A 25,587-nucleotide genomic window follows, 5' to 3' on the forward strand; every position below is an offset into this window, starting at 1 on the left:
AGCTCCACCGCAGCACACCACGCGGCGCGTACCCCAACCGCCGCAATGCGGGGCTACCGGTGGGCGGGGGAGAACAGGCCGGCGCGGCACCACCACTCCTGACCCGGCGCGCGGGACCGGGGTCAGTCGAGCAGCTCGACGTACCCGTCGGTCCCGTTCACCCGGATCCGCTGGCCGTCCCGGATCAGCCGGGTGGCGTTCTCCAGCCCCACCACGGCCGGCAGCCCGTACTCCCGTGCCACCACCGCGCCGTGCGTCATCAGCCCGCCGACCTCCGTCACCAGCCCGGCGATGGCCACGAACAGCGGTGACCAGCTGGGATCGGTGTGGGCGGTGACCAGGACGTCGCCCGGTTCGAGGTCGGCCTCCGCGAGGTCCAGCAGGACGCGCGCCCGCCCCTCGACCGTGCCGCCGGACACCGCCAGGCCGACCAGCGCGCCCGCGGGCAGGTCCGACCGCCGGTAGGTGCCGGTGACGGCCTCGCCGTCCGACGTCAGCACCCGCGGTGGCGTCAGCGCCTCGAACGAGCGGAACTCCTCGCGGCGCCTGCGGATCAGCGCGAGGTCGGCCTGGCCGGTCAGCACGACGTCGCGGAACTCCGGCAGCGTCAGGAAGAAGATGTCCTCTTCGGACTCCAGCACGCCGGTGAGGCGGCGGGCCTCCGCCAGCAACGCCTTCTTGTACACGAAGTACCGGCTCACCATGAAGTACTTCGGGTACTCCCGGTAGCCGATGAACGTCCGCACGCGGTCGATCATCCGCTTGGTCTCCGCGGCCTTGGCCTCGCCGTCCGGCAGCGCGCGCAACCGCTCCAGCAGCTCCTGCTCCTTCGCCCACGCCTCCTGGCGGCCCTGCTCGAAGCGCTGCTCACCGGCACCGGGCGCGAAGTTGCGGACGTTGGTCAGGATGATCGGCACCAGGGTGGACGGACGCTCGCTCCACCGCGGCCGGGTGATGTCGATCTCGGCGACGCAGCGCATGCCGTACCGGTCCAGGTACCCGTTCAACGCGGCGAGGGCCTCGGCACCACCGGGCACCTCGGCCAGGCCGTCGAGCGAGTCGGGGCTCTTCTCCAGGAACGCCACGACCTCGGGGTGCGGGCGGATCGCGTCGGCCACGTCGAGCAGGGCCAGGCCCATCTCCGAGGTCACGTTGTGCGGCGCGGACAGGCTCAGGGTGTCAGCGGCGTTCGTCTCGCCCAGCCACTCGCGCAGGTGGTCGTTGAGCCACCAGCTCGCCTGCATGCCGGCCATGATCACCTGGGTGCTGCGCGCGTCGAACAGGACTCGGCGCAGCTCCTGGAAGTCCGCGAGGACGAAGTCGACCAGGTCCACCCCGGACAGTGGCGCGATGTCGCGTTCCAGTGCGGCGACAGAGGCCTCGGCGGCGGCGATCAGCTCGGTGACGACCGCCGGGTCCGTCTCGATCGTGGCCGGGGTCGCGCCGGGGATCGGTGGCACCGGCGTGTCGTCCGGTGCGGGCAGGAAGCCCTCGCGGTCGACGACGGTCTGCAGCGCGTCACCCATCAGCGGGTCGGACTTGCCCGCCACGCCCAGGAACGCGGCACGGCTCGCCGGTGCGGTGACGATCGGCGTGACGTCGACGAACAACCGGCCGCCCGCGACGACCATCGGGCGTGGTGTCGTCAGCTGCCACACCGACAGGCCCAGCGGCTTCATGGCGTCGGTCATCATCTGCTGGTGGCCGACGGACACGAAGACGCGGTTGCCGTCGCCGTCGCCGCCGGGCACCGGGAACAGCGTGGTGATCGGGCGGCTCTGCACCACCTGGAACCCGTCGTCGGCCAGGCACCACTCGACGTCCTGCGGGCGGCCGAAGTGCGCCTCGATCCGCCGGCCGAGCCGCACGAGCTCCACGACCTGCGCGTCGGTCAGCGCCGGCAGCTCGCGCCGCGCCGGGTCCACCGGCTGCTCGCGGGTGCCGCCGGACGGCAGGGCCTCGACGGCCACGTCCTTGGCGGCGATCGACCGGCTGAGCACCTCGCCGTCGCGGACCCGGTACACGTCGGTGTTGACCAGGCCGGAGACCAGCGCCTCACCGAGGCCGAAGGTGGCCTCCACGCACGCGACCTTGCGGTTCGAGGTCGTGGGGTCGGCGGTGAACAGCACGCCCGCCGCCCGCGGGAACACCATCCGCTGCACCACCACGGCCATGCGCACCCGGTGGTGGTCGAAACCGCCGCGCAGCCGGTACGTCACGGCCCGCTCGGTGAACAACGACGCCCAGCACCGGCTGACGTGCCGGACCACCTCCTCCGCACCCACCACGTTCAGGTAGGTGTCCTGCTGGCCCGCGAACGACGCCGTCGGCAGGTCCTCGGCCGTGGCGCTCGACCGCACGGCGTAGGCGTGCTCGGCGCCGAGCCCGGTGACCGCGCCGGTGATCGCCGCGGTCACCTCGTCCGGGACGGCGACGCCCTCCAGCACCCGTCGCACCTCGGCGCTGCCCCGGCGGATCTCCTCCCGGTCGTCCGGCGAGAGGCGGGCCAGCCGGTCCAGCAGGTCACCGACCGCCGCGTCCCGCACGACGCGTTCGAACGCCTCCGTCGTCACGCAGAAGCCGGCCGGCACGCGCACCCCGTCGATGCGCGTGAGGGCGCCGAGGTGCGCGCCCTTGCCGCCGACGACCGCGACCTGTGCCTGGTCGACCTCGTCGAGCCCGAGCACGAAACTGCTGTACGTCAACTTCGGTTCCCCCGTTTCGCCTGCGGGGCTCCAGCATCCTGCCGACGCCGGATTTCCGCAGGTCGTGACCTTCGACGGGAGAGTGTGCTGCACACCGGGGGTCTTGCGGCAAGACCCCCCGTGCGCTATACGTTGGTAGTGGCGGGCAGTACGTGTGCGCCCGTGCGGTCCGTGCTCAGGCACAGCGAGCAGACCTCACCGCCCTGCGCACTCGCGGTCATGTCCGGCCGTTCGTAGGACTCACCGCAGACCACGCAGTCGTACCTGCTGCCGCTCGGGTTGCCGTCCGCGTCCAGCAGCGGCTCCGCGATCCCGTCGTCGGTGCGGCGCAGGTAGAACCGGCCCCGCGTGAGCACCGCCATCAGCGGCGTCACCACGACCGGGACCACCACGGCCACGACCGGCGAGTACGGCTGGACCACCGGCCCGAACAGTCCGAAGTAGACGCCGATCGACAGTCCCGAGGACGCCAGGAACGACACCACGCCCACCGGGTTGACCGCGTGGAGCATGCCGCGCCGGAACTCCGGCTGCTTCGGCGACAGCTTCAGCAGGTACTTGTTGACCGCGATGTCGGTGGCGACGGTGACGACCCACGCCATGGCGCAGTTGGAGTAGAAGCTCAGGATCTTGTTGAGGAAGCTGAACATGTCCGCTTCCATCAGCACCAGCGCGATCGCCAGGTTCACGCACACGAACACCAGCCGCCCCGGATACCGCTTGGTGACGCGCGTGAACGAGTTCGTCCACGCCAGCGACCCCGAGTAGGCGTTCGTGACGTTGATCTTCACCTGGCTGAGCACCACGAGCACCAGCGCCAGCGGCACCACCAGCCACGCCGGCATGAACTGCTTGAACACGCCGGTGAACTGCTCGATCGGCTCGACGGCCGCCACCGCGCCGACCGCGTCCAGCACGTAGACCGCCATGAACACGCCGATGGCCTGCTTGAGCGCGCCGAAGACCACCCAGCCCGGTCCGGCGAGCACCACCGACGTCCACCACACCCGCTTGTTCGCCGCGGTGCGCGGCGGCATGAACCGCAGGTAGTCGATCTGCTCACCGATCTGGCCCATCAACGACAGGCAGACACCGGCCCCCAGCACCACCGCGGCGGTGCCGACCCCGTTGCCGCCGCCGTCGTAGGAGAGGAACCGCCGCACCGACTCCGGCTCGGTGACGACCAGGAACAGCAGCGGCGCCACCATCAGCAGCAGCCACAGCGGGTTCGTCCAGCTCTGCAGCTTCGCCAGCACCTTCATCCCGTAGACCACCAACGGGATGATCACCAGCGTCGACAGCAGGTAGCCCAGCCACAGCGGCAGCCCGAGCGCGTACCGCAGGCCCTGCGCCATGATCGAGCCTTCGAGCGCGAAGAAGATGAACGTGAAGCTCGCGAAGATCACGCTCGTGAGCACGGACCCGTAGTAGCCGAACCCGGACCCGCGCGTGATCAGGTCGAGGTCGATGTTGTACCGCGCGGCGTAGTACGCCAGCGGGAAGCCGGTCACGAAGATCACGAGTGCGGCGAACCCGATGGCCAGCAACGCGTTGCCGGTGCCGTGGGTCAGCCCGATGCCCGCGCCGATCGAGAAGTCCGCCATGTAGGCGATGCCACCCAGCGCCGACGCACCCACCACCCCTGGCGTCCAGCGGCGGTAGGTGCGCGGCGCGAACCGCAGGGTGTAGTCCTCCAGGGTTTCCCCCGAGGTACCGGAAGTCTGGCTGCGCTCCACCACGTCAGCTGTCACGACCGGCAACGCTAGGAAGCCCGCGTTTCGCCCAGGGGAGAGCTTTGTGACCGCCGTGTTACCCGCTTGGCCGACTACGACGGGAGGACATGTCCGACGTCACCCGCACCCAGGGGCTCGCGCGGCTGTGCGAGCCCGGTCAGCAGGTGGGCTCCGCGGGCCAGGCGTCCTGCCGAGTACTGCTCGCGCAGCTCCTGTTCGACGTCCGGGCGTTCGAACTCGGGAGCGAGCACCACGGAGTGGTTGAACCGGGCGTCTCCGGAGATCTCCAAGGCGTCGACGTCGTGCAGGCAGACCGCTTGGTGCCGCCAGAACGCGGGAATGAAGATCATGTCCCCTGGTCCCGACACCAGTGCCACCTCCCACGTGCTCTCGTCCGGTGCGGCGAGCAGGGTCACGGCCGTTCCGGAGCGCATGACGACGATGCGGTCGTCCTCGTGGTAGTGGGGGATCACCTGCCGATCGGGCGTCAGGGCCACGCTGTAGGCGGAGAGGTCGGAAGCCCCGCACAACCCGTCGGTCGCGACGGCGCGGAAGAACTGCTTCTGCGGGCCCTCGACCACCGCACCCCGCTGGTTTCCCGCCAGGCTGATCTGCCAGGTGGCAGTGGCCGACCGGGTGGTCGACGACGGCCGGACCTCGTTCAACTGAGTCATTGTGGAGCTCCCGGTCAGGAGGTGGGGAAAACGCTGGGCGAACAGTTCTCGACGTGCTGCGAGATGAAGCCGGCCAATCTGACTAGTCCGGTGCGCAACGCCTCAGGCGTGACCGAGCTGATCGAGATGCGCAGCTGGCGACGCGGTCTTCCGTCGCCGTAGAACCGGTGGATCGGAACCCACAGAACTCCGTGCTCCGCAGCGCACTTTCCCGAGAGCTCGTCCGTGGTTTCGAACGGGACGTTCACCACGATGAAGAACCCACCGCGCGGCGCGGACCAGGTGACCTCCGGTTCGGAGCCCTCCGGGAACAGTTCGGCCAGGGTGTCCAGTGCGACGGTGAGATTGCGGTGGTAGTGCCGGGCCACGGCGAGATTGGCTTCGCGCAGGCTGAAATCGTGGTGGAGGAGCTTTCCTCCGATGACCGCTTGTGCGATCGGCGAGGTGTTCAGCGTGACCATGTTCTTGATCCGGGCGAGCTCGTCCGACAACGTCTCGCCGGGGGCGCCGCCGGTGACCGGCTGGTCGGCCACCACGTACCCCACCCTGGCGCCGGGAACACCGGTCTTGGCGAACGAACCGCAGTAGACGACCTGCTTGTCCCGGTCCATCGACTTGATCGTGCGCGGGTGCGCGCGATCGGTGGACAGCAGCCCGTACGCGTTGTCCTCCACCACCAGCAACCCGAGCCGGCCTGCGAGCTCGAGCAGTCGCTGCCTGGTGTGCACGGGCATGGTCGTACCGGTGGGGTTCGCGAAGTCCGGCACGACGTAGACGGCACGGGGCCGGAGACCGGCCGCGACCGCCTCGGCGGCCACGTCCGCCAGGTCGTCCAGGTCGATCCCGTCCGCGCTGTCCTTCACCGGCAGCACCTTCAGATCGGCGAGCTCTGCCGCGCCGGTGAAGCCGAAATAGGTGGGGTGGACCGCGAGAACCGCGTCCCTGTCGGTGCGGCGCACTGCCCGCATCACCAAGAACAGCGCCTCTTGGCCGCCCACCGTCACAACAATGGAATCCGCGTCCGCGGTGATCTGTTCGTCGACCTCGAGGTGCCGGGCCACGAGGTCGTTGATCACACCTTTGACGCGGCCGTATTGAAGAATCGTCCTGGTCGCGTCGCGCTCGTCCCCGCCGTAGCTGTCCGCGAGGTGTCGGTGGAAGAGTTCCAGATGACTTCGCACGGTGTTCAGGTCGAAGTCGCTCTCGTCCGGTGTGCCGGAAGCGAGCGAGATGACATCACCCGATTTTCCCGACGTGACCCGGCGAAGAGCGGTCGCGTCGACGAATGGCATGCTCTGCGTTTCATGGAGGTCACTCAAAGCGACCGTGAAGGGTCCCACCCGCATCGCCCCGAATCAACTGGCAAATGAGCATGCGGAGGGTATGGCGGATGTCCATTGGCAAGCAATGAGACGCCGTCCGACAATGACCGCCTGGGCGCCGCCTCGACCCTTTCGAACATGCGGTTCCGAGCGTTGGGACGTCTTCTTGCCCGCAGGGCCGGTGGACCGGGTCAGCCCGTGACCAGTGCGGCCACCCGGTCGCGCAACGCGTGCGCCACGGCGTCGAAACCCTGCTTCACGTAGGCACCCTGAGCGGCCACCACGGCGTCGGCGTACTTGCCGTTGAACGTCTCACAGGTGTGGTAGCTGCACCGGGCAGGGCCCAGCGGCGTGATCCACTGGTCCCGCACCCCGAGCAGCCCCGGGAACGTGTCCCCGGTGTCGTAGCGCAACAACCTCGGTGGGACGACGGAACGCACGAACTCCCGGCTCACGAACGTGCCCGGCGAGCCGTCCGGCCGCGGCAGGGTGAGGTCGATCGGCGAGTCCACCTCCAGCGTCGTGGCCACGCTCAGCGTGTACGGGTTCCACTGCGGGTAGCCGGCGTAGTCGACCAGCACCTGCCAGACGAACTCGGCGGGTGCGCCGATCTCCACGACGACGGACTCGATCAGGTGGGTCATGCCGGCATGTACTCCCCGCCGTTGACGTCGAGCGTCGCACCGGTGACCTCGGAGGCCAAGCGGGACAACAGGAACAGCACCGCACCCGCGCACGCCTCGTCGGTGGGGATGCGGCCCAGCGGGTTGCGGGCGGCGATCTCGTCGTAGACGTCCTGCTCGCTCACGCCGCGCGCGTCGGCGGTGAACTTCAGGTAGAACCGCACGCCGGGGCCGTCCAGCCAGCCCATGACGGCCTGGTTGGCGCGGATGCCGTGCTCGCCGAGCTCCAGCGCCAGGAACTGGGTCGCGGTGGCCATCGCGGCCTTCGCGACCGCGTAGCCGCCTTCGCCGCGCATCGGCTTGCGGGTGGTCATCGTACCGATGTTCACGATCGAGCCGCGTCCTGCGGCCTTCATGTGCGGCACGACCTCGCGGGTCACGTTCAGCGCGCCGTGCAGGATGATGTCCATCGACCGCCGGACCGCCTTCTCCGGCGTGTCCAGCAGGTCGGCGAAACCGGGGTGGCCGAACGCCGAGTTGACCAGGCCGGTGATCGTGCCGAACCGGTCGACGGCGGTCTCGACCAGCCGCGCCACCTGGTCGGGTCTGCGGACGTCGCAGGACACCCCGACGGCCTCGCCGCCGGCAGCCGCCACGTCCTCGGCCACCCGGTCCATCACGCCGGTGGAGCGAGCGGCCATCACGACCTTGGCGCCCTCGGCGGCGGCGCGGAGTGCGAGCTTCGAGCCGAGGCCCGGCCCGACGCCGGTGATCACGACCACCTCGTCCTGGAGCATCACGGGTAGACCTCCGTGTAGAAGGCGAAGTCCCGTTCGAGGCGGTCCTCGGTCAGGCCGAAGTCCTCCGGGGCGTAGGAGTGCGCGCCGTGCCGTTCGGCGCGGTTCTGCCGCAGGTAGGCGGCGAACGCCTGGTCGTCGGCCGGGCCCGCGGGCAGGCCGAGCTCGCCGAGCACGTCGTGGGCGACGACGAGCGGTTTGGCCACGGTGTCGGCGAACCGGACGTCCACGAACCGCTCGGGGCGGGCCTGCCGGGCCGCGGCGAAACCCCGCAGCGTCTGCGCGAACCGGCCGGACCAGTACGGGCCGATCCACAGCGGGTCCACGTTCTCGCTGTACTGCGACGACATCATGCGCACCATCGAGGCGTACGACGGCACGGCTCGCGCGGGTGAGCGGTGGGTCATCACGACCTTGCAGCCGGGGAAGGTGTCCAGCACGGTGTCGACCGCGGTGAGGTGGTGCGGCGACTTGAGCACCCACGGCCGGGTGCGCCCCTCCTGCTGCCACTGCAACACCTGCAGCCACTCGCGCAGCTCGCGGTAGGCCGGCGTCTGGTCGGCGGCGCGCAGCCAGTCGCCGTAGGACGGCACCCGGTAGAACGAGTCGAAGCTCATGGACACGAACGTCCGGTCCAGCAGCAGCACGTCCTCCTCCGGCCCGTCCCACACGACCGTGTGCAGGTCGCCGAAGTCGGGGGAGAGCTGCGCGAAGGCCCGCATGCGTTCCTGGGCACGGCGTTTGCGCTCGGCGGCATCGGGCCCCTCCCCGGGGAACGGCACCGGGTAGGCGACCTCCCACGACAGCGTCGAGGTGAGCTGCGGCGACGCGGCCAGCAGCCGGTGCAGCAGCGTGGAACCGGTGCGCGGCAGGCCGCAGATCTCCGCGGCGACCCGCACCTCGACGTCGAGGACCTCGGGGTGCTCGCGCTGCAGGGCGCGCAGCCGCAACCGGTCGGCCAGCAGCGCGGTGAGCCGGTGCCGGGTGAGCCGCACCCCCGGCGGTGACAGGGAGGCCTCCGCGTTGAGGCTCGCGACGAGCACGCCGAGCGGTTCGCGGAACCAGTCGTCGCCGAAGTCGTCCAGGCCGGTCTTGGCAGCGGCCCCGGTCAGCAGCTCGTCGACGTCGAGCGCGGTGGTGACCGTCATCGGAGCTCCTCCAGGGCGACGACACGGCACTTCGGGATCGGGTGTTCGGTGGCGCCGAGCCAGCGCAGCAGCGCGGTGCCGGAGGTGTGACCGCAGGTGTCGATCCAGTTGCCCACGCCGGGATCGCGCTCGGCCACCACGATCGTGAGGCGGCCGGTGCGGTCGAGCACGGCCGTGTGCTTGTTGACGGTGATCTTGCGGCGGTGGTCGAGCGACTCCATCCACCAGTTGCCCAGCTGGAAGTTCCAGTACGGGCAGTCGGGCACGTCGGTCTCGACCACCCAGGCCTCGCCGGGCCGCAGCGTCCAGTAGCCGTGCAGGTAGAAGATCTCCGGGTCGCCACCCGCGCGCTGGAACACCTCCTGGCCGAAGTCGGGCAACTCGTTGGGGCGGGCCATGAACGTCCGGGTCCAGTGTGCGAACGTGGCCGCGGTGCCGTGCACCGACAGGGCCGCCCGGTGCAGGGCCTTGGCGAGGAACTCGGGCGTCAGCGGGGCCGGCTCGGCAGGCCCGCCGACCTGTTCGACGTGCCACCGGCCGGGTACCTCGGTCGTGCGGTCGAGGTAGGTCTGCCGGACCACGAGACCGGTCGAGTCGGGGGCCAGCGGCAGCCAGTTCGGCCCCTGCTCCTGCGCGCTCGCGATGATCTCGACGGTGCCGTCCGGCGCGGTCACGAGGTCGGCACCGGACAGCTCACCGGTGGAGGCCATCGTGCCGTCCTTGGCGTAGCGGTTGGCCTTCGAGCCGATGCTGAAGTAGGCGATGCTGCCGCGCGTCCCGGTGATGCGGTAGGTGCGGTCGCCCCGGATGTTCGCGGACAGGTAAACGTTGTCCGGGTTGTCGGCGCCGATCTTCACCAGGTCGAGCTCGTGGAACCGCGGGAAGTCGGGGTCGGCGTTGTCCAGGCAGGAGTACAGCATCTCGCGGGTCAGCCGGGCGAGGTAGCGGTAGCCCTCCGCGCGGTCGAGCTGGGTGTCCGGCGCGTGCTCCGACAGCACCACCCGGCCTGCCTCCTCCAGCGCCCGGCAGAACCGCGACCACGCCTGATCCGGCACACCGACCTCCCGATTAGAACGTGTTCTAGTCAAAGATACCCGATTCTGGACAACGTTCAACAGGCGCCGAGCGCACGCAGTCCCGCCAGCGCCTCTGCCGTGGCGGGCTCCGGCGTCAGCACCGCGGTGTCGATCCGGACCTCCGGTCGTTCCGGGTCCTCGTAAGGGGAGTCGATGCCGGTGAAGTTCGGCAGCTCACCGCGTCGGGCCTTGCGGTACAGGCCCTTCGGGTCGCGCTGCTCCGCCACCGCCGGCGGGGTGTCGACGGAGACCTCGTAGAACTCGTTCTCGACGATGAGGTCCCGTGCCAGCGCGCGCGTTCGGTGCGGAACGGCGAGATGAACCAGACCGGCACGATCAGGCCCGCGTCGACCATCAGCGCGGCGACCTCGGCGATCCGCCGGACGTTCTCCGCCCGGTCGGCGGCGCTGAACCCGAGGGCGGAGCTGAGCCCGTGCCGCACGTTGTCGCCGGTGAGTCAGGAGCGGTCCGCGATCCCCCGCGCGATCTTCAGCTCCACCAGGTCCTGCGGCCGCAACCGCAGCTGGTCCGCCGTCTCCCGCGCCTGGTCCCGGTCACGCTTCAGGATCGCCGCCGCCAGCTCCGGCGAGATCACGGCGAGGTAGCTGTCCGGCGTCACCCACGTCCGGTCCGGTGCCGCGAACGCCAGCGCACCGCCCGATCCGCCCTCGCCGATCAGCAGCGTCGTGACCGGGGCGGACGCCGACGCCACCGCCGTGAACATGTCCGCTATCGCCGGCCCGGCCCCGGCCTCCTCCGCGGCCAGGTCGTTGGCCGCGCCCGGTGTGTCCACCAGCGTCAGCACCGGGATCGCGAGCCGGTCGGCCAGCCGCACCAGCCGTGCCGCCGTGCGGAAGCCCGCGGGACGGGTGGCCGTGCCGCACTGGGCCGCGAACGCGACGGCAACGCCCTCGCGGAACCCGAAGCCGCACAGCACACCCGGATCGACGCCACCGCAGCGGTCGCCGCTGATCGGTTCGTACCAGTCGAAGTACGCCGCGAGGTACTCGGCGGCACGGGGACGGTCCGGCGCGCGGGCGTTCTCCACCGCCTCCCAGCCGGTCCGCGGCAGCGTCGCCGAACCCAACGCCGGCGGAACCGCGGCGGGAACGGGCGACGGGGTGGTCAGCAGGCGCAGCCACCGCTCCAGGCGCGGCCGGAGCTCGCCCGGCGGCACCAGCTGGTCGACCGAACCCGCTGCGAACTGCTGGGCCACCGCGTAACCCGGAGGCCGCACCCGCGAGCCCGCGAACCCCACCTGCGCGTCCTCCAGGCCCAGCACGACGTCCGCGCCCGCGCCGAGCGTCGCCCAGCCACCGCCGGTCGACGGGTCGCGCAGGACCGAGAGGTGCGGCAGGCCGGCGGCGCGGGTGAGGACGAGCTGGCGCGCGATGCGGTGCAGCTGGGTGAGCGCGACGGTGCCCTCCTGCATGCGGCTGCCGCCGGTGGCGACCAGGGACACGACCGGCAGGCCCGACGAGCGGGCGTGGGAGAACGCCTGCTCGATGCGCGTGCCGGTATGGGTGCCCAGCGAGCCGCCGAGGAAGCCGAACTCGAACGCCACGACCACCGCGCGGACGGCACCGATCGACGCGACGCCGCACACGACGGACTCCCGTTCGCCGGTGCGGTCCGCGGCGGCGGTCAGCGAGGAGCCGTAGCCGGGCCACCCCAGCGGACCGTCCGACACCCCGGGCAGGTCGCCGGGCAGCTCGGTGAACGACGTGGTGAGCGCCGCGATCAGCGCCCTGGCCGGTTCACGGCCGGAGGGCACGCTTCATCACCTTGCCCATGTCGTTGCGCGGCAACGACTCCACGAACCGCACCCGCCGCGGGCGCTTGTGCGGGGTGAGCAGCCGGGCGACGTGGTCGGCCAGCTCGCGTTCGGACGGCGCGGCACCGGCCGGCACGACCCAGGCGACGATCCGCTCGCCCAGGTCGTCGTCGGGCTCGCCGGTCACCGCCACCTCCTTCACCGCCGGGTGTTCGAGCAGCGCGTTCTCGATCTCGCCGGCGCCGATCTTGTAGCCGCCGCTCTTGATGATGTCCGTGGCCTTGCGGCCGACGATCCGGTAGTAGCCGTCCGGGTCGCGGGTGCCGACGTCACCGGTGCGGAACCAGCCGTCCGCGAACGCCTCCGCCGTCGCGTCCGGGCGGTTGAGGTACTCGGTGAACAGGTTCGGGCCGCGCACCTGGATCTCGCCGATGGCACCGGTCTCGTCCAGCACGGCACCGCCGTCGTCGACCAGCCGGACCTCCACACCGGCCAGCGGCAGGCCGACCGCGCCGGGTTTGCGGTCGCCGTCGGCGCGGACGCTGGTGTTCATCAGCGTCTCGGTCATCCCGTAGCGCTCCACGACCCGCTGCCCGGTCGCCGCCGCGATGCGTTCGTGGTCGCGCACCGGCAACGCCGCCGAACCCGACACCAGCACCCGCGCACCCCGCAGCGCCGCCGCCAGCGCCGGGTTGTCACCGACCTCCTCGGCGATGCGGTGGTACATGGTCGGGACGCCGAACATCATCGTGCCGTCACCGGACAACGCCTCGGTGAGCGCGGCGGTCGAGAACTTGCCCAGGTGCACGACGGTCCCGCCGCGCCGCAGCGGCCCGAGCACGCCGAGGATCAGGCCGTGCACGTGGAACAACGGCAACGCGTGCACCAGCACGTCGTCCCCCGTCCACTGCCACGCGTCGGCCACCGCGTCCAACGTGGACGTGATGGCGCGGCGGGGCAGCACCACGCCCTTGGGGGACCCGGTCGTGCCCGAGGTGTAGACGATCAGCGCGGGCGCCTCGTCACCTGGCTCGGCGAACGTCTCGGCGGAAGCACCGCCGAGGGTCACGTCGAGCCGCGGCACCGACCGCAGGCCCGGCGGCAGCTCGACACCCGGCGCCGCGAGCACCGCGGCCGGTGCGCTGTCCGAGACGATGTGCGCCAGCTCCCGTTCGCCGACCTTCGGGTTGAGCGGCACGGCGGGCACCCCGGCGAGCAGCGCCGCGACGACGGCCACGCACGTCTCGATCGTCGAGGTGGCCCAGACCGCCACCCGCGGCAGGCCGGTGAGCCGCTGTGCCAGGGCGCCCGCGCAGGACGCGAGCTCGGCGTGGGTCAGGGCTTGGTCGCCGAAGCGGAGGGCGACGCGGTTCGAGGGCGACGAGAACAAGGCACTCACCAGATTCCGGGGACGACGAGGGCGAGCCAGACCAGCGGCGGCGCCGCCGCGACCATGATCCCGCCGTAGACCATGAGCTGCTTGAAGAACTTGTCGCGGTCCACGTCCTGCGCGCCGGCGAGCACCAGCGCGCCGTTGGTGGAGAACGGGCTGACGTCGACCACGGTCGCCGACACCGCGAGCGCCGCGATCAGCCCGACCGCGCTGACCTCGCCCTGGAGCAGGAACGGCACGGCGAGCGGGATGAGCGCGCCCATGATGCCGACCGACGAGGCGAACGCCGACACGATCGCGCCGATGTAGCAGATCAGCAGCGCGGCGACCAGCGGTGCGCCGACACCGGCCACCGAGTCGCCGGCCCACTTGATCGTGCCCATCGTCTGCAGCACGGCGACGTAGGTGAGGATGCCGCAGATCAGCAGCACGGTCGGCCAGGTGATCTGGTTGATCGCCTGTTTGCTCTGCTCCGGCCACACCACGCTCAGCAGCACCGCCACGGTGATCGCGGCCAGGCCGACGTCGAGGTCGAACACCAGCGCGGCCACGACGAGCGCGACCAGGCCGGCGAGGGTGGCGATCCGCGGCGCGGTGAGGGTGGTCCGCTCCTCGGTCCCACCGCTGTCGCCGGGGACGTCGCCACCACTGCCGGTCCGCACCAGCGCGGGTGTCTCCAGCGGCTGGCGGGCGAGCTTCAGGCCGCCGCACACCACGAACACCACGGCCGCGATGAGCAGGTTCACCACGAGACTGGCCAGGAACAGCACGACCTCGTTGCCCGGCAGGCCTTCCTTGGCCACGATGCCGTTGACGATCGTGCCGTAGATGCTGATGGGGGAGAAGCCACCGGCCTGCGCGCCGTGCACGACCATCACGCCCATGAGCAGCGGGCTGATCCGGTACTTGGCCGCGAAGCCCATGGCGATCGGCGCGATGATCGCCACCGCCGCCGGGCTCACGGCACCGATCGCCGTCAGCACGCCGGTGATCGCGAACATCACCCACGGCATCAGCGCGATCCGCCCGCCGACCACCCGGATCGCCTGGTGCACCAGCCAGTCCGTGGTGCCGTTGGCGCGCGCGATGGCGAACAGGAACGTCACGCCCACCAGCACGACGAACAGGGAACCGGGGAAGCCCTTGAAGATGTCGTCGGCCTCCATGCCTGCGACCAGCGTGCCGACCCCGAAGGCCGCGGCGAACGCGAGCGCGCCCATGTTGACCGACCGGGTCGTGGCGATCACGAACACCACGACCAGCACGAGGATCGAGATCAGTTCGGCGGACATGCGGGGCTCCCGTCGTCGGTGCTGTCCGAGCTGGGCCGGTGGTCCGGGTCAGTGGCCGAGTGGCTCAGCCACTTTCCGCCCGCGGTCCACCGGCTGTCAAGAGGTGGCCTAGTGGCTGAGCCACTTGACCGGTTACCCTGGGCAGATGTCCGAGGCGCTGCGGCCGGTGGTGAAGTCCCGCCTGTACGAGCAGGTGCTCGAACGCCTGCGCGCCCACGTCGCCGAGGCGGGTCTGAAGGCGGGGGACAGGCTGCCGCCCGAACGCGACCTCGCCGCCGGCCTCGGGGTGAGCCGCGCGTCGGTCAAGCAGGCGATCGTGGTGCTGGAGGTACAGGGCCTGGTCGAGGCCCGCCACGGCGGCGGCACCTACCTCGTGCGCGACACCCTCGACGTGGAGCCGGTCGAGCAGCTCGTCGAACGCCGCAAGCGCCTCCCGGACGTGCTGGAGGCCCGCGAGGCCATGGAGACCAAGCTGGCCGAGCTCGCCGCCGAACGCCGCACCGCCGCCGAGCTGGAGGACATCCGGCTGGCACTGGACTTCATGCGCGACGAGATCGCGGACGGCGGGGCCGGCGTGGAGGGCGACCGCCGGTTCCACGCCGCCGTCACCGCCGCGGCGCACAGCGCGCTGCTGGCCGAGTTCATGCGGACCATCGCCACGCAGATCACCGAGAGCCGCACCGAGTCGCTGCGCCAGCCCGGCCGCCCGTCGCGGTCGCTGGCCCAGCACACCGCGATCTACGAGGCCATCGCCGCCGGTGAACCGAAGAAGGCGGCGATGGCCATGCGCAGGCACGTGCGGACGGTCGCGAAGGTCAGGCTCCTGGACTGGGTCCCGGAGGACTGACCGTCAGCGGAGGTCGACCACCACCCGCCGGTGCGCCGACTTCGCCATCGCCTGCACGGTGCGCGTGGTGCCGTCGGCCCTGTGCACGACGACGGTCCAGTCCCGCTGGGACACCTTGCCGGGGAACCAGCCGCGCGCCGGGTCGATCGTCACCTTCCCGTCCTCGTGCTTGATGCGCGTGCGCGCGGACAGCTTGCGGTCGTCGTCCTCGTAGAGCGAGAACTCACCGCGAGCGCCTTCCGTGACGTGCACGGTCAGCGCGTCGGCCTTGTTCTGCACGTGGTTGGCGACGTTCCCGGTGCGCTCCACCAGCAGGCCGCCCGAGCGCAGGAACACCGGCATGGTGTCGAGGCCCGCGCTCACCGTCGCCCAGGTGTTGCCCTGGTACACCCGGCCGGTGAAGTAGTCGGTCCACTGGCCCGGCGGGAACCACACCCGCGTCTCGCCGACCTCACCCGGGGTGGTGATCGGTGCGACCAGCATGTCAGACCCCAGCAGGAACTGCGTGTCCACGGTGGAGTACGCCTCCGGGCTGCTCGGGTACTCCAGGTACGCGGGACGCACCATCGGCACACCGGTCCGGTTGGCCTGCTCCGCCAGCGTGTAGAGGTAGGGCACGAGCCGTTCGCGCAGGTTCAGGAACTTCGTCGCCGAGGCCTGCGCCGCCGGCCCGTACTGCCACGGCAACCGGTCGCCGTGGTTGCTGTGCAAGCGGGTGATCGGCTGGAACGCGCCCAGCTGCACCCACCGCGCGTACAGGTCGTCCGGCAGCTTGGTGGTGTGGCGGAGCTGGCCGTTGTCGAGGTAGGTCTCCGAGCCGCGCAGCCCGGTGGTGTCGTTGTGACCGCCGATGTCGTGGCTGATGTTCGACATGCCGGTCGCCACGCCCTCCGCTGAGGTGAGGCCGATGGTGCCCTTCATCGCACCCCACGTCGACGAGGTGTCGCCGGTGAAGTGCAGGGTGTGCCGCTTCTCCGCCCACGGACCGGTCGGCAGCGGGCCGGACCCGCTGTAGCCGCCCGCCTGCAGCGAGCCGTAGCCGCGGGAGAACGCGAACCCGCGGTCCAGGGTGGACAGCTTCGCGTACTCCTCGTTGATCAACGTGTCCGGCGTGACGCCGCGTGCCGACGAGCCGGAGCCGTCGCAGCACCAGTCGAGCCACCAGAAGTCCGTCTTCATCGGCCGGTGCAGGTCCAGGTACGCGCGCAGCTGGTCGGGGTCCGCCCAGTCGAACGCGTAGCTGTCGACACCGCCGCGGCTGCCGTTCTTCGCCAGCTTGCCCTTCGCGGTGGCCTGGGCCTGCGCGAAGTCGGGGTCGTCGGCCTGGATGCTCGGGTGGATGTTCAGCGTGCTGTGCAGGCCCTGCCCGTGCACCCAGTCCTGGAAGTCGGCCGGGAACTTCGCCGGGTCGACCCGCCAGCCGTTCCACGCGTTGTGCGCCTTGAAGTCCGTGTCGATCACGAGGACGTCCAGCGGCACGCCGTTCGCGCGGAACGCGGGCACGATCCGGTCTCGGAAGTCGGCCGCGGTCCGGTCGATGTACTCCGAGTACCAGACGCCGTAGGCCCAGCTCGGCAGCAGCTTCGGGCCACCGGTCAGCGTCGCCAGGTCACCCAGCGCCGCCTTGTAGTCCTGGCCGTAACCGAAGACGTACCCGTCCTGGTAGGGCTGTGCGCCCCGGTCCGGCCGCACGGCCCTGGTGGCGAGAGCGGAGGTCGTGTCGTCGAGCAGGTACCAGCCGTCGCGGTGCAGCAGACCGGCGTACAGCCTCGGCGGGCCGTCGTCGCCGGAGTAGCCGTCGAGCGAACGCCGGTAACCGCCGAGCTGGAGGTGCTGCGACGTCGAGGCGATCCCGATGGTGTCGAGGTTGACGTGGCAGCCGGTCGCCGGGCACGTGACGGCGAGCTCCGAGCTGCCCGCCGGCAACGGCACCTGCGCCGTCACCGTGCCCCAGGTCGCCCAGTTCGCCGTGGCCGGCAACGAGACCGCCGTGCCGTTGACGAACACCGTGCGCGCCTCGTGCTTGCCGTCGCCGCCGACGCCGTTGGCGTAGCGCAGCTGGACCGCGTGGGTGCCCGCCGCCGGGACCCCGCTGACCCGCTGCCTCACGCTCCTGCCGCCGACCAGCTCGGCGACGAACCCGGTGCCCGCGTACCCGGCGTGCTCGTCGGCGATGTCGGCGTCGGTCACACCGTTCTCGGCCTCGCAGGTGGTGCCGAACCGGCACTCGTCGGTCGCCCGCTGCGTCGGGAACGCCTGGCCGGCCGTGAGGAGCGCGAGGCTGTCAACGTTGACATTGCCGGAGTCGCCCGCTCCTCGCGTCAGTGCGACGCGGTGCTCGCCGGCGGTGAGGTCGACCTCGGTCTCGGCCAGCTGCCAGTCCCGCCAGTCCGCGGTCCTGGGCAGCGTGACCTGCTTCGGCGCCTTGCCGTCGACGCCGATCCCGAGCGTGCGGCTCTCGTGCCTGCCGTCACCGCCCTGCCCGTTGGCGTAGCGCACGACGATCCGGTGCTTGCCCGCCGCGGTGGCGCGGACGGTCGCCGTGACGCCGTTGTTGAGGTACTGGAACCCGGCTGCGAACCCGCTGCCGGTGTGACCGGGGTGGTCGGCCGCGATCAGCAGGCCCTCGCGCTGCTGGTCCTCGACCTCGCAGAGCTGCCCGGTCGCGCACACGACCCGCCGCCACGGGGACGCGGTCGTGCTCGCCGTCTTGACCTCCAGGTTGTCCGCGCGGAACGGCCCGGAGTCGACGCGGTAGCGCAGCGTCATCGCCGAGGTGGTGATGACCAGCCAGCCGTTCTCGGTGCGCGAGCGGTAGGCCGTGCGGGGGAAGCCGGCGCGGTTTACAACGTTGTAAGTGGCCGCGTTCTCGAAGCGGCGGTCACCGGCGTACTCGGTGCGCACCAGGGTGGGGGAGAGGACCTGGAACCTGGCCTGCCCGGACACGACCGTGTCCGTCGGCTGTGCGGTCGCCGGAATCGGCAGGACCAGGCCCAGTAGTGCCAGCAGAGGTAGTGCTGTCGTGCGTTTCCGCATCGGGTCTCCTCGTTGACAACGTTGGCGTGCGAGGGTCGTTCAGGTTCTTGCACACACCCTGGCCTGCCGGGGTGGACCGATCAAGAGGGAATTCGGCCTGACATGATGCCGCCGTGCGCACAGCGGAAGCGATCTTGCGGGACACCGGCTGGGACGACCTGGAACACGCCTGCGGTCCCGCCTCCGATGCCCCCGGCCGGCTGGCGGCCCTGCTCAGCGAGGACCCGGAGGCCTGCGGAGACGCCCTCGGCTTCCTCGACTCGGCGCTGCTGCACCAGGGTTCGGTCTGCTCGGCGACTCTCCCGGCCGCCGAGCTCGTGGCCGCGGTCCTCGACGACCCGCGCGTGGGTGTCCCGTGTGAGAGCGCTCTGCCGTGGGATGAAAGGGAACGCCCGCTGCGCGCCGCTCTGCTGGAGTGGCTCGGCGCGTTCGCGGAGTCGGTGACGTGGGACGACGAGGACGAGGACGACGAAGAGGACGAGGACGACCCGTGGGTGGCCGGCCGGCTCCTCCTGCCGGACCTCTTCGACCGGGTCGCGCCGTTCCTGGACGACACCGACCCCGCCGTGCGCCAGGCGGCCACCGGTGCCGTGGCGCACCTGCTCCAGGCCGACGAGCTCGCCGACCGGCGGGGCGCCGTGGCCGACCGGTTGCTGCGTGCGGCGCAGGACGCGTCCCCGGCGGAGCGCGCGGGCATCGCGCTGAGCCTGGGCGGCTGGGGCATCCCGGCCCTGCTGACCGACGACCACCCCGGCGTGCGGGCGTGCGCGGCCGTCACCACCGCGCACGACGGCGATCCCGCGGCGCTCGCGGAGGTCCGGGCGGCGTTGCGCGACCCTGAGGCAGCCGACGACCTGCTCGGCGAGCACCCGCCCCAGCTGGAGGGAAAGCTGCGGTTCCAGCTGGTCGCGGCGCTGTTGCGGCGCACGACCGAGTTCGACCAGATCGCCGACGAGGCCGTGGCGGTCGCCCGGATGACCAACGAGTACACGGTGGACGCGGACTGGGGACCGCTGCTGCTCAGGGCGTTCCGCGGCGGTCCAGGTGATCGGCTCTCCGAGGCGCAGCGGCGCTTTCTCGGCGCGGTGGTGGACAACGACCGCTGCTGGGGCTCGATCGCGAACCGGGTGCTGTGGCTGCGCAGGGCCGGTCTGCCCGCCGACCGCGACGGGCTGCGCGCACTGCTCTGATTGGCCGTGGCGGGCAAGGGCCTGACCTCACCACCGTGCAGCGGCTGGTCAGGCGGAGTCCCGCCTGACCAGCGGAGCGGCGCCCAGGGCCGTCTCCAGTTGCTCCCAGCGCGTCACCAGGTCCGACATCATCACCATGAGCACGTCGGGGAACGCGTACAGGAAGCTCTGGTACCGGTAGTGGTCCAGGTAGTACACGACCACGTCGTCGGTCAGCGCCGTCGCGGACGTGGTGCGGGCGTTGAAGAACAGGTCGTGGTGGCCGAGCAGCGCGCCCCTGCCCAGCCGCGCGCGCTCGTAGATGCCGCCGAAGTCGACCTCGACCTCACCGGCGCGCACCAGGAACACGCCGTGGGCCGGGTCGTCCTCGCGGAACAACCGGTCACCGGCGCTGAACGGGATCTCGTCGAACATCGACGCCAGCGTCTCCAGTTCGGCGTCGGCCAGCGCGGTGAACAGGCGGACGCCGTGCGGGTCGGTGCTGTCGCGCAGACACGCCACCCGTTCGGTCAGCTCGGGCTCGCTCAGGTGCGTCATCCGCATCCGCACGAACCGCAGCATCCGGTCGACGTTGCGCGTCTGGCGGCGCGGCGTGCCGGCGCTCGGCGGTGCGAACAGCGTCGCGTCACCGCTGATCCTGGCTGCCTCGCGCCGCCCGGACTCGTAGGCGCTGTGCACGCAGCCCCAGTGGTAGGGGTTCGTGCCCTCGCCGGCGAAGTGCAGCCAGTCGCCGACCGGTTCGGCGAGCGCGGCGACGTCCTTCGACGACGAGCCGACGCCGATGCACGTGTAGGAGCCGCGGGCGAACGGGTCGGCCGTCCACGCCGTGCGCGAGATGTGCTGCGGTGCGGGCACGTCCGGGCCGAAGACGTCCCGCACCACCGTGGTCGCGTACGCCTCGACGTGCTCGTCGGTCCACGTCTCCAGCTCCCGGCCCAGCGACGCACCGAGCAGCATCACCAGGATCGGCTTGCCGTGCGACTTCCACATGCTGATGACGACGGTGGGGTAGCGGTCGGTGTCGCGGCACAGGTAGCCGAACACGTACTGGTCGCGCGGCCAGAACGGCTCCGGGTAGTGCAGCGCGATCTTGTTGAGCGTGCCGAAGCCGAGCTTGTCGATCGCCGTCCGCTTGTCGCGGGGCAGCGGCGGGTCGAACCGCACCGCCCGCGCCTTGAGGACGCCCAGCGGCAGCGTCACCAGGACCCTGTCCGCCTCGAACACCCCCTGCCCCGTCGTGACGCGGCCCGGTTCGACCAGCGAGACCACGTGGCCGAGCCGCACGTCCAGCCCCTCGGCCAGAGCGTCCACAACGGACTGGTAACCCCGGTGCAACGTGCTGTCGCCGTAGCCGTACACCAGGTAGCCCTCCTCCCAGTGCTGGAGCGACAGCCGGTCCGGGTCCTCCGCCGCGTCCTCGCGCAGCAGCACGTTGAGGTGGTAGCGGACCGCCTGCTCGTCCTCGGCGGACAACGCCCTCCCGGCGAGGACCTCGCGCAACGCCTGGCCGAGCGCGACGTCGGGCAGCTCGTCCCTGCGGGCGAGCGCGGCGCGCTGTTCGAGCTCGTGCAGCACGTCGTCGGCCAGTTCCAGCGTGCGGCTCTTGTAGCGGTGGCCCACGACCCGGTTGTCCGCGCCGAACAGGTCGAGGCTGTCGAAGCCGCCGGTGTAGGCGCTGTCGCCGCCGACGTAGCTGTACGGGATGCCCAGGTCCTCGACCAGCTCGGTGACCGGGTTGCCGTCGGTGCCGTGGATCCAGTGCGCACCCAGGTCGACGCCGTGCCCATCGGTCCAGATCCGCCCGCCGACCCGGTCGCGCGCCTCCAGCACCGTGACCCGGTGCCCCCGGTCGTGCAACGCGCGCGCCGCGGCCAGCCCCGCCATACCCGCTCCGACCACGACCACGCTGGCTCTCTCCGGCATCGCACGATTGTGCGGTCGGTGGGTTGAGCCCGAACATTCCTCGATCGTGTACTTGCGTCGCAGGTCTTGCCGATACAGCAAGTTCTCGTGCCAGAACGGCCGGTCCGCCACAAGACTCCCCGGCATGATCCGCGCTCTCGTCCTCGTCCTGGCCCTCGTCACCGCCTGCGCCTCACCACCCGCCGAAGTCCCCGAGCACGCTGCTGTCACCCACGACGACCCGGTCTTCTCCCGCACGTTCCAGCACGGGTTCGCCGACGTCGACGGCATCCGCATGCACTACGTGACCGGCGGTGAGGGCACCCCGGTCGTCCTGCTGCACGGCTGGCCGCAGACCTGGTACGGGTGGTGGGAGGTCATGCCCGCGCTCGCCGGGCACCACACCGTCTACGCCGTCGACCTGCCCGGCCTCGGCGACAGCACCGGCACGCCGGCGAGCTACGACAAGGCCACCCTCGCGCGTTACGTCCACACCCTGATGATCCGGCTCGGCGTCCGCGACGCCACCGTCGTGGGCCACGACCTCGGTGCCGCCGTCGCCTTCCAGTACGCCGCGCAGTTCCCCGCCGACACCGCCCGCCTCGGCTACCTCGACCTGCCCCTGCCCGGTCCCGCCGTCGACGCCGCCGCCTACCGCTCCCTGAGCTGGCACATCGCGTTCCACATGCAGCCCCGCGTGCCCGAGGCCGTGGTGGGCAACGACGTCCGCGACTACCTCGCCCTGTTCTACCCGCAGGTCTCCTTCGGCGGCAGCGCGTTCGGCGGCACCGCGGACCGCTCGCCGTTCACCGCCGCCGAGATCGACGAGTACGCCCGCACCTACCGCAGGCCCTCGGCCCTGTCCGGCGGCTTCGACCTGTACCGCACCCTCGACAGCGACGTCCGCGACACCACGGCGACCGCCCCCGTCGCCACGCCCGCACTGGTGCTCGCCGCGCAGGGGCAGGTCGAGGCCATCCGCGGCACCGCGGCGACCAGGATGACGAACATCGTGCGGGCGGTGGACGTTCCGCGGGCCGGGCACTGGCTGGTGGAGGAGAACCCGGAGTTCGTGACCGCGGAGCTGCTGCGGTTCCTGAAGAGCTGACCACGGGAAATCGGTGGGAACGGGGAGCGGTGGCGTGGTCGAATGCGCCGGTGACCAGCAAGCGCTCCTCGACCACCGTCCGGACCCGGCACCACGCGCACCTCACCGCGCCACGACCCGGCGACGTGCTGAAGTCGGTGTCCGCGGGCCCGTCGGGCGAGGCCGTGGCGCTGTGGGTGGCGGCCGGTGACCTGCCGGAGGGCGCAGGACCCGCCAGCAGGGTGAAGCCCTCGGTGCCGGCCCACGTGACCGTGCACCAGCCGGACCAGGTGCTCACCGTCCGGCTCGCCGGCCTGAAGGTGGACTTCCCGTCGGTGCAGCCGTTGCCCGGCGGCCGCTTCCTGGTGGTGGGTGCGCGGTGCCGGTGGCGGAAGAACGACCCGGAGCGCAACGCGTTCGTGTACGACGCCACCGGCGCGGTGGAGGCCGCGCACACCTTCGGCGACGGAATCGAGCACGTGCAGGCCACGCGCGACGGCGAGGTGTGGGTGGCGTACTTCGACGAAGGCGTCTACGGCAACTTCGGCTGGGGCGAAGCGGACTCCCCGGCGCCCGTCGGGTCCTGCGGGCTGATCCGGTTCTCCGCCGACCTCACCCGGCAGTGGCGGTACCCGTCGCACTGGGAAGACGAGTGGGGTGCCATCAGCGACTGCTACGCGCTCAACGTCGGCGACAGCGCGGCGTGGGCCTGCTACTACACCGACTTCCCGGTGGTGCGGATCGACGACGACGCCGTGTCCGGGTGGCACAACGAGGTGCGCGGCGCGAAGGCGCTCGCCGTGGCCGGTGACCGCATCGCCCTGTACGGCGGGTACGGACCGGACCGCCATCGGCTCGTCGTGGGGGTGCTGGCGAACGGCCGGGTCGAGGTGACCGGGAAGTTCCGGCTGGTCCTGCCCGACGGCCGGTCGCTGCCCAGGACGGCCGAGGTCGTCGGCCGGGGCTCGGACCTGCACGTGTTCGCGGGGGACGAGTGGTCGCGGCTCGGCGTCGAGGACATCGGGCGGTGACGGCGCGGGACGGTGGACCCGTGGACACGACCGAGGTTCTCGGTGCCGTGGCACATCCGGGCGGCCTGCTGGTGCACCGCCCGGAACTCGTCGTGGGTGTCGTGCGCGCGATCTCCACGCCCTGGGCCCTGGAGATCGAGCTGCAGGCCCGCCGTCCGCTCGACCACCGCGGCGCGGCCGAAGTCGCACCCCGCCGGTTGCTGCCCGCACACGACGAGGGCGTGGACCTGCGCGTGGCCTGGCTCGACGAGACCGGGCACGCGCACTGGGAGTACGCCCTCTCGTCGTGGTCCGACAGCGGCGACCACGTGGGCGGCACCTCCGGCCATCGGGTCGTGTTCCGCTTCCCGCCGGTGTTCGACGAGATGTCGCTCGTCCTCGCGTGGCCGGAGATCGGCTTCCCCGAGACGGTCGTTCGCCTGCCGCTGCCGGACCGGGCCACCGTCGAGCGGACCACCACCTCGATCTGGCGGGCACCGCTGGACGTCCGGCCCCTGCCGCAGGGCCTGACCCACCACGTCGCACCGCACCACGACGCACCGGCCCTCGAAACGGGCACGATCGCCGCGCCACCGCTCGTGCTGCACCGCCGCGTCCACCGCGCCGCCGTGGTGCTCACCCGGTTGACCGTCGTGGGTCCCGTGCTGTCCGCGGAGCTGCTCTGCGTCGCCAGGGGCCACGCCGCTGACGTGGTCAACGAGCACGCCTTCTCCGATCGGCAGGACACAGCGCCGGACGACCCGGCCCGGGTCCGGACGAGTGGCCCCGGCGCCGCCGTGGCGGTCGTCCAGGGGAGCGGGGCGTTCTGGGTGCGGCGGGGGGAGCTGGTCGCCTCCGGTGGCGACCAGACGTTCTCCTGCCTCCAGCAGCTCGTCCTGCGGCGCCCGGAGGACGGGTGGCTCGACCTGGTGGTCGCGTGGCCGCTCGCCGGGCTCGGCGACGTGCTGGTGCGCGTCCCGCTCACCTCTGCCTGAAAGGTCGTCGTTTCCGCCGGTTCAGGCGAAGTGCGTACCGGCAGGTTCACACGACCGTGTGAAGGATTTGATCTTGGCGCCCGTCGTGCCCCACTCTGCCGCAATCCGACGACGTTGCGAGCGAGAGGTGCCATGGAGCACGAGGCGAACTGGTTCAGGGGCGCTGTCTTCTACGAGGTCCTGGTCAGGGCCTTCAGCGACTCCAACGGCGACGGCACCGGCGATCTGCGCGGCCTCGCGTCCAAACTGGACTACCTGGAGTGGCTCGGTGTCGACTGCCTGTGGTTGCCGCCGTTCTACGCCTCGCCGTTGCGTGACGGCGGGTACGACATCAGCGACTTCCGTGCGGTGCTGCCGGAGTTCGGCACGGTGGAGGACTTCGTCTACCTGCTGGAGGAGGCGCACCGGCGGGGCATCCGGGTGATCACGGACCTGGTGCTCAACCACACCAGTGACGCGCACCCGTGGTTCCAGGAGTCGCGGCAGAACCCGGACGGCCCGTACGGCGACTACTACGTGTGGAGCGACGACGACTCGCGCTACTCCGACGCGCGGATCATCTTCGTCGACACCGAGTCGTCCAACTGGACCTTCGACCCGGTGCGCGGGCAGTTCTTCTGGCACCGCTTCTTCAGCCACCAGCCGGACCTCAACTACGACAACCCCGCCGTCCAGGACGCGATGATCGACACCCTGCGGTTCTGGCTGGACCTCGGCATCGACGGGTTCCGCCTGGACGCGGTGCCGTACCTGTTCGAGCGCGAGGGCACCAACTGCGAGAACCTGGCGGAGACGCACGACTTCCTCCGCAAGTGCCGCAAGGTCGTCGACGACGAGTACCCCGGCCGCATCCTGCTCGCCGAGGCGAACCAGTGGCCGTCCGATGTCGTGGAGTACTTCGGTGACCCGGCGGTGGGCGGGGACGAGTGCCACATGGCGTTCCACTTCCCGTTGATGCCGCGGATCTTCATGGCGGTGCGGCG

Annotated in this window: 20 protein-coding genes and 1 pseudogene; 6 read left to right on the forward strand and 15 right to left on the reverse strand. The window is 71.2% G+C overall.

Annotated features, from left to right (window positions below):
- Window positions 1–122: 122 nt before the first annotated feature.
- The 13 genes and pseudogenes from rph to ACZ7CF_RS23670 all read right to left on the reverse strand — a co-directional run bounded on the left by rph (window position 123) and on the right by ACZ7CF_RS23670 (window position 14,537).
- A complete protein-coding gene (gene rph, locus ACZ7CF_RS23610) occupies window positions 123–2,705 on the reverse strand; it encodes a rifamycin-inactivating phosphotransferase (RefSeq protein ID WP_470370599.1) in 2,583 nt (860 codons plus the stop codon).
- 125 nt (window positions 2,706–2,830) lie between these two features.
- A complete protein-coding gene (locus ACZ7CF_RS23615) occupies window positions 2,831–4,456 on the reverse strand; it encodes a purine-cytosine permease family protein (protein WP_470370600.1) in 1,626 nt (541 codons plus the stop codon).
- Between the two features lie 74 nt (window positions 4,457–4,530).
- Entirely contained in the window at window positions 4,531–5,112 is a 582-nt protein-coding gene (locus ACZ7CF_RS23620; RefSeq protein ID WP_360388663.1) for a hypothetical protein, read from the reverse strand.
- Window positions 5,113–5,126: 14 nt separating this feature from the next.
- Entirely contained in the window at window positions 5,127–6,404 is a 1,278-nt protein-coding gene (locus ACZ7CF_RS23625) for an aminotransferase-like domain-containing protein (protein ID WP_470370601.1), read from the reverse strand.
- A 221-nt stretch (window positions 6,405–6,625) separates the two neighbouring features.
- Window positions 6,626–7,078: an SRPBCC domain-containing protein gene (locus tag ACZ7CF_RS23630; RefSeq protein WP_360388657.1), complete on the reverse strand. Its 453-nt coding sequence runs from the start codon at window positions 7,076–7,078 to the stop codon at window positions 6,626–6,628.
- Complete coding sequence (locus ACZ7CF_RS23635; protein ID WP_360389849.1) at window positions 7,075–7,854, reverse strand: SDR family oxidoreductase; 780 nt, start codon at window positions 7,852–7,854, stop codon at window positions 7,075–7,077. Before ACZ7CF_RS23635 ends, ACZ7CF_RS23630 begins: the two co-directional genes overlap by 4 nt.
- Window positions 7,854–9,002 (reverse strand): sulfotransferase family protein, encoded by a 1,149-nt coding sequence (locus tag ACZ7CF_RS23640; RefSeq protein WP_470370602.1) that lies wholly within the window; start codon window positions 9,000–9,002, stop codon window positions 7,854–7,856. Before ACZ7CF_RS23640 ends, ACZ7CF_RS23635 begins: the two co-directional genes overlap by 1 nt.
- Window positions 8,999–10,057: a DUF1214 domain-containing protein gene (locus ACZ7CF_RS23645; protein WP_360388653.1), complete on the reverse strand. Its 1,059-nt coding sequence runs from the start codon at window positions 10,055–10,057 to the stop codon at window positions 8,999–9,001. The genes ACZ7CF_RS23640 and ACZ7CF_RS23645 overlap by 4 nt, the downstream gene beginning before the upstream one ends.
- A 56-nt stretch (window positions 10,058–10,113) precedes the next feature.
- Window positions 10,114–10,305, reverse strand: coding sequence for an adenylyl-sulfate kinase (locus tag ACZ7CF_RS23650; protein ID WP_470370603.1), 192 nt, complete (start codon window positions 10,303–10,305; stop codon window positions 10,114–10,116).
- Window positions 10,306–10,427: 122 nt separating this feature from the next.
- A pseudogene (locus tag ACZ7CF_RS23655) lies at window positions 10,428–10,520 on the reverse strand (adenylyl-sulfate kinase); the annotation flags it as partial.
- Between the two features lie 15 nt (window positions 10,521–10,535).
- Entirely contained in the window at window positions 10,536–11,852 is a 1,317-nt protein-coding gene (locus tag ACZ7CF_RS23660; protein WP_360388651.1) for a carboxyl transferase domain-containing protein, read from the reverse strand.
- Entirely contained in the window at window positions 11,836–13,251 is a 1,416-nt protein-coding gene (locus tag ACZ7CF_RS23665; RefSeq protein WP_360388649.1) for an acyl-CoA synthetase, read from the reverse strand. The genes ACZ7CF_RS23660 and ACZ7CF_RS23665 overlap by 17 nt, the downstream gene beginning before the upstream one ends.
- On the reverse strand, window positions 13,248–14,537 hold the full coding sequence (locus ACZ7CF_RS23670) for an SLC13 family permease (RefSeq protein ID WP_470370604.1): 1,290 nt from the start codon (window positions 14,535–14,537) through the stop codon (window positions 13,248–13,250). Before ACZ7CF_RS23670 ends, ACZ7CF_RS23665 begins: the two co-directional genes overlap by 4 nt.
- 145 nt (window positions 14,538–14,682) lie before the next feature.
- Between ACZ7CF_RS23670 and ACZ7CF_RS23675 the strand changes: the two genes are divergently transcribed.
- The gene (locus ACZ7CF_RS23675; RefSeq protein WP_458432028.1) at window positions 14,683–15,384 is read left to right on the forward strand and encodes a FadR/GntR family transcriptional regulator; all 702 of its coding nucleotides are present in this window, start codon (window positions 14,683–14,685) and stop codon (window positions 15,382–15,384) included.
- A 3-nt stretch (window positions 15,385–15,387) separates the two neighbouring features.
- Here ACZ7CF_RS23675 and ACZ7CF_RS23680 read toward each other — a convergent pair whose 3' ends face one another.
- A complete protein-coding gene (locus ACZ7CF_RS23680; RefSeq protein ID WP_470370605.1) occupies window positions 15,388–18,420 on the reverse strand; it encodes a TIM-barrel domain-containing protein in 3,033 nt (1,010 codons plus the stop codon).
- 113 nt (window positions 18,421–18,533) lie between these two features.
- Between ACZ7CF_RS23680 and ACZ7CF_RS23685 the strand changes: the two genes are divergently transcribed.
- The gene (locus tag ACZ7CF_RS23685) at window positions 18,534–19,610 is read left to right on the forward strand and encodes a HEAT repeat domain-containing protein (protein WP_470370606.1); all 1,077 of its coding nucleotides are present in this window, start codon (window positions 18,534–18,536) and stop codon (window positions 19,608–19,610) included.
- A gap of 48 nt (window positions 19,611–19,658) precedes the next feature.
- Here ACZ7CF_RS23685 and ACZ7CF_RS23690 read toward each other — a convergent pair whose 3' ends face one another.
- Entirely contained in the window at window positions 19,659–21,611 is a 1,953-nt protein-coding gene (locus tag ACZ7CF_RS23690) for an FAD-dependent oxidoreductase (RefSeq protein WP_470370616.1), read from the reverse strand.
- A 46-nt stretch (window positions 21,612–21,657) separates the two neighbouring features.
- Between ACZ7CF_RS23690 and ACZ7CF_RS23695 the strand changes: the two genes are divergently transcribed.
- The 4 genes from ACZ7CF_RS23695 to ACZ7CF_RS23710 form a co-directional block, all read left to right on the forward strand.
- Window positions 21,658–22,620: an alpha/beta fold hydrolase gene (locus ACZ7CF_RS23695; RefSeq protein ID WP_470370607.1), complete on the forward strand. Its 963-nt coding sequence runs from the start codon at window positions 21,658–21,660 to the stop codon at window positions 22,618–22,620.
- Window positions 22,621–22,670: 50 nt separating this feature from the next.
- Entirely contained in the window at window positions 22,671–23,630 is a 960-nt protein-coding gene (locus tag ACZ7CF_RS23700; protein ID WP_458432031.1) for a hypothetical protein, read from the forward strand.
- Window positions 23,631–23,650: 20 nt separating this feature from the next.
- Window positions 23,651–24,604: a hypothetical protein gene (locus tag ACZ7CF_RS23705; protein WP_470370608.1), complete on the forward strand. Its 954-nt coding sequence runs from the start codon at window positions 23,651–23,653 to the stop codon at window positions 24,602–24,604.
- A 132-nt stretch (window positions 24,605–24,736) separates the two neighbouring features.
- On the forward strand, window positions 24,737–25,587 hold an 851-nt coding region (locus ACZ7CF_RS23710), incomplete at its 3' end, for an alpha-amylase family glycosyl hydrolase (protein ID WP_470370609.1).

This window comes from Lentzea sp. NPDC036955 (genome assembly GCF_055608005.1).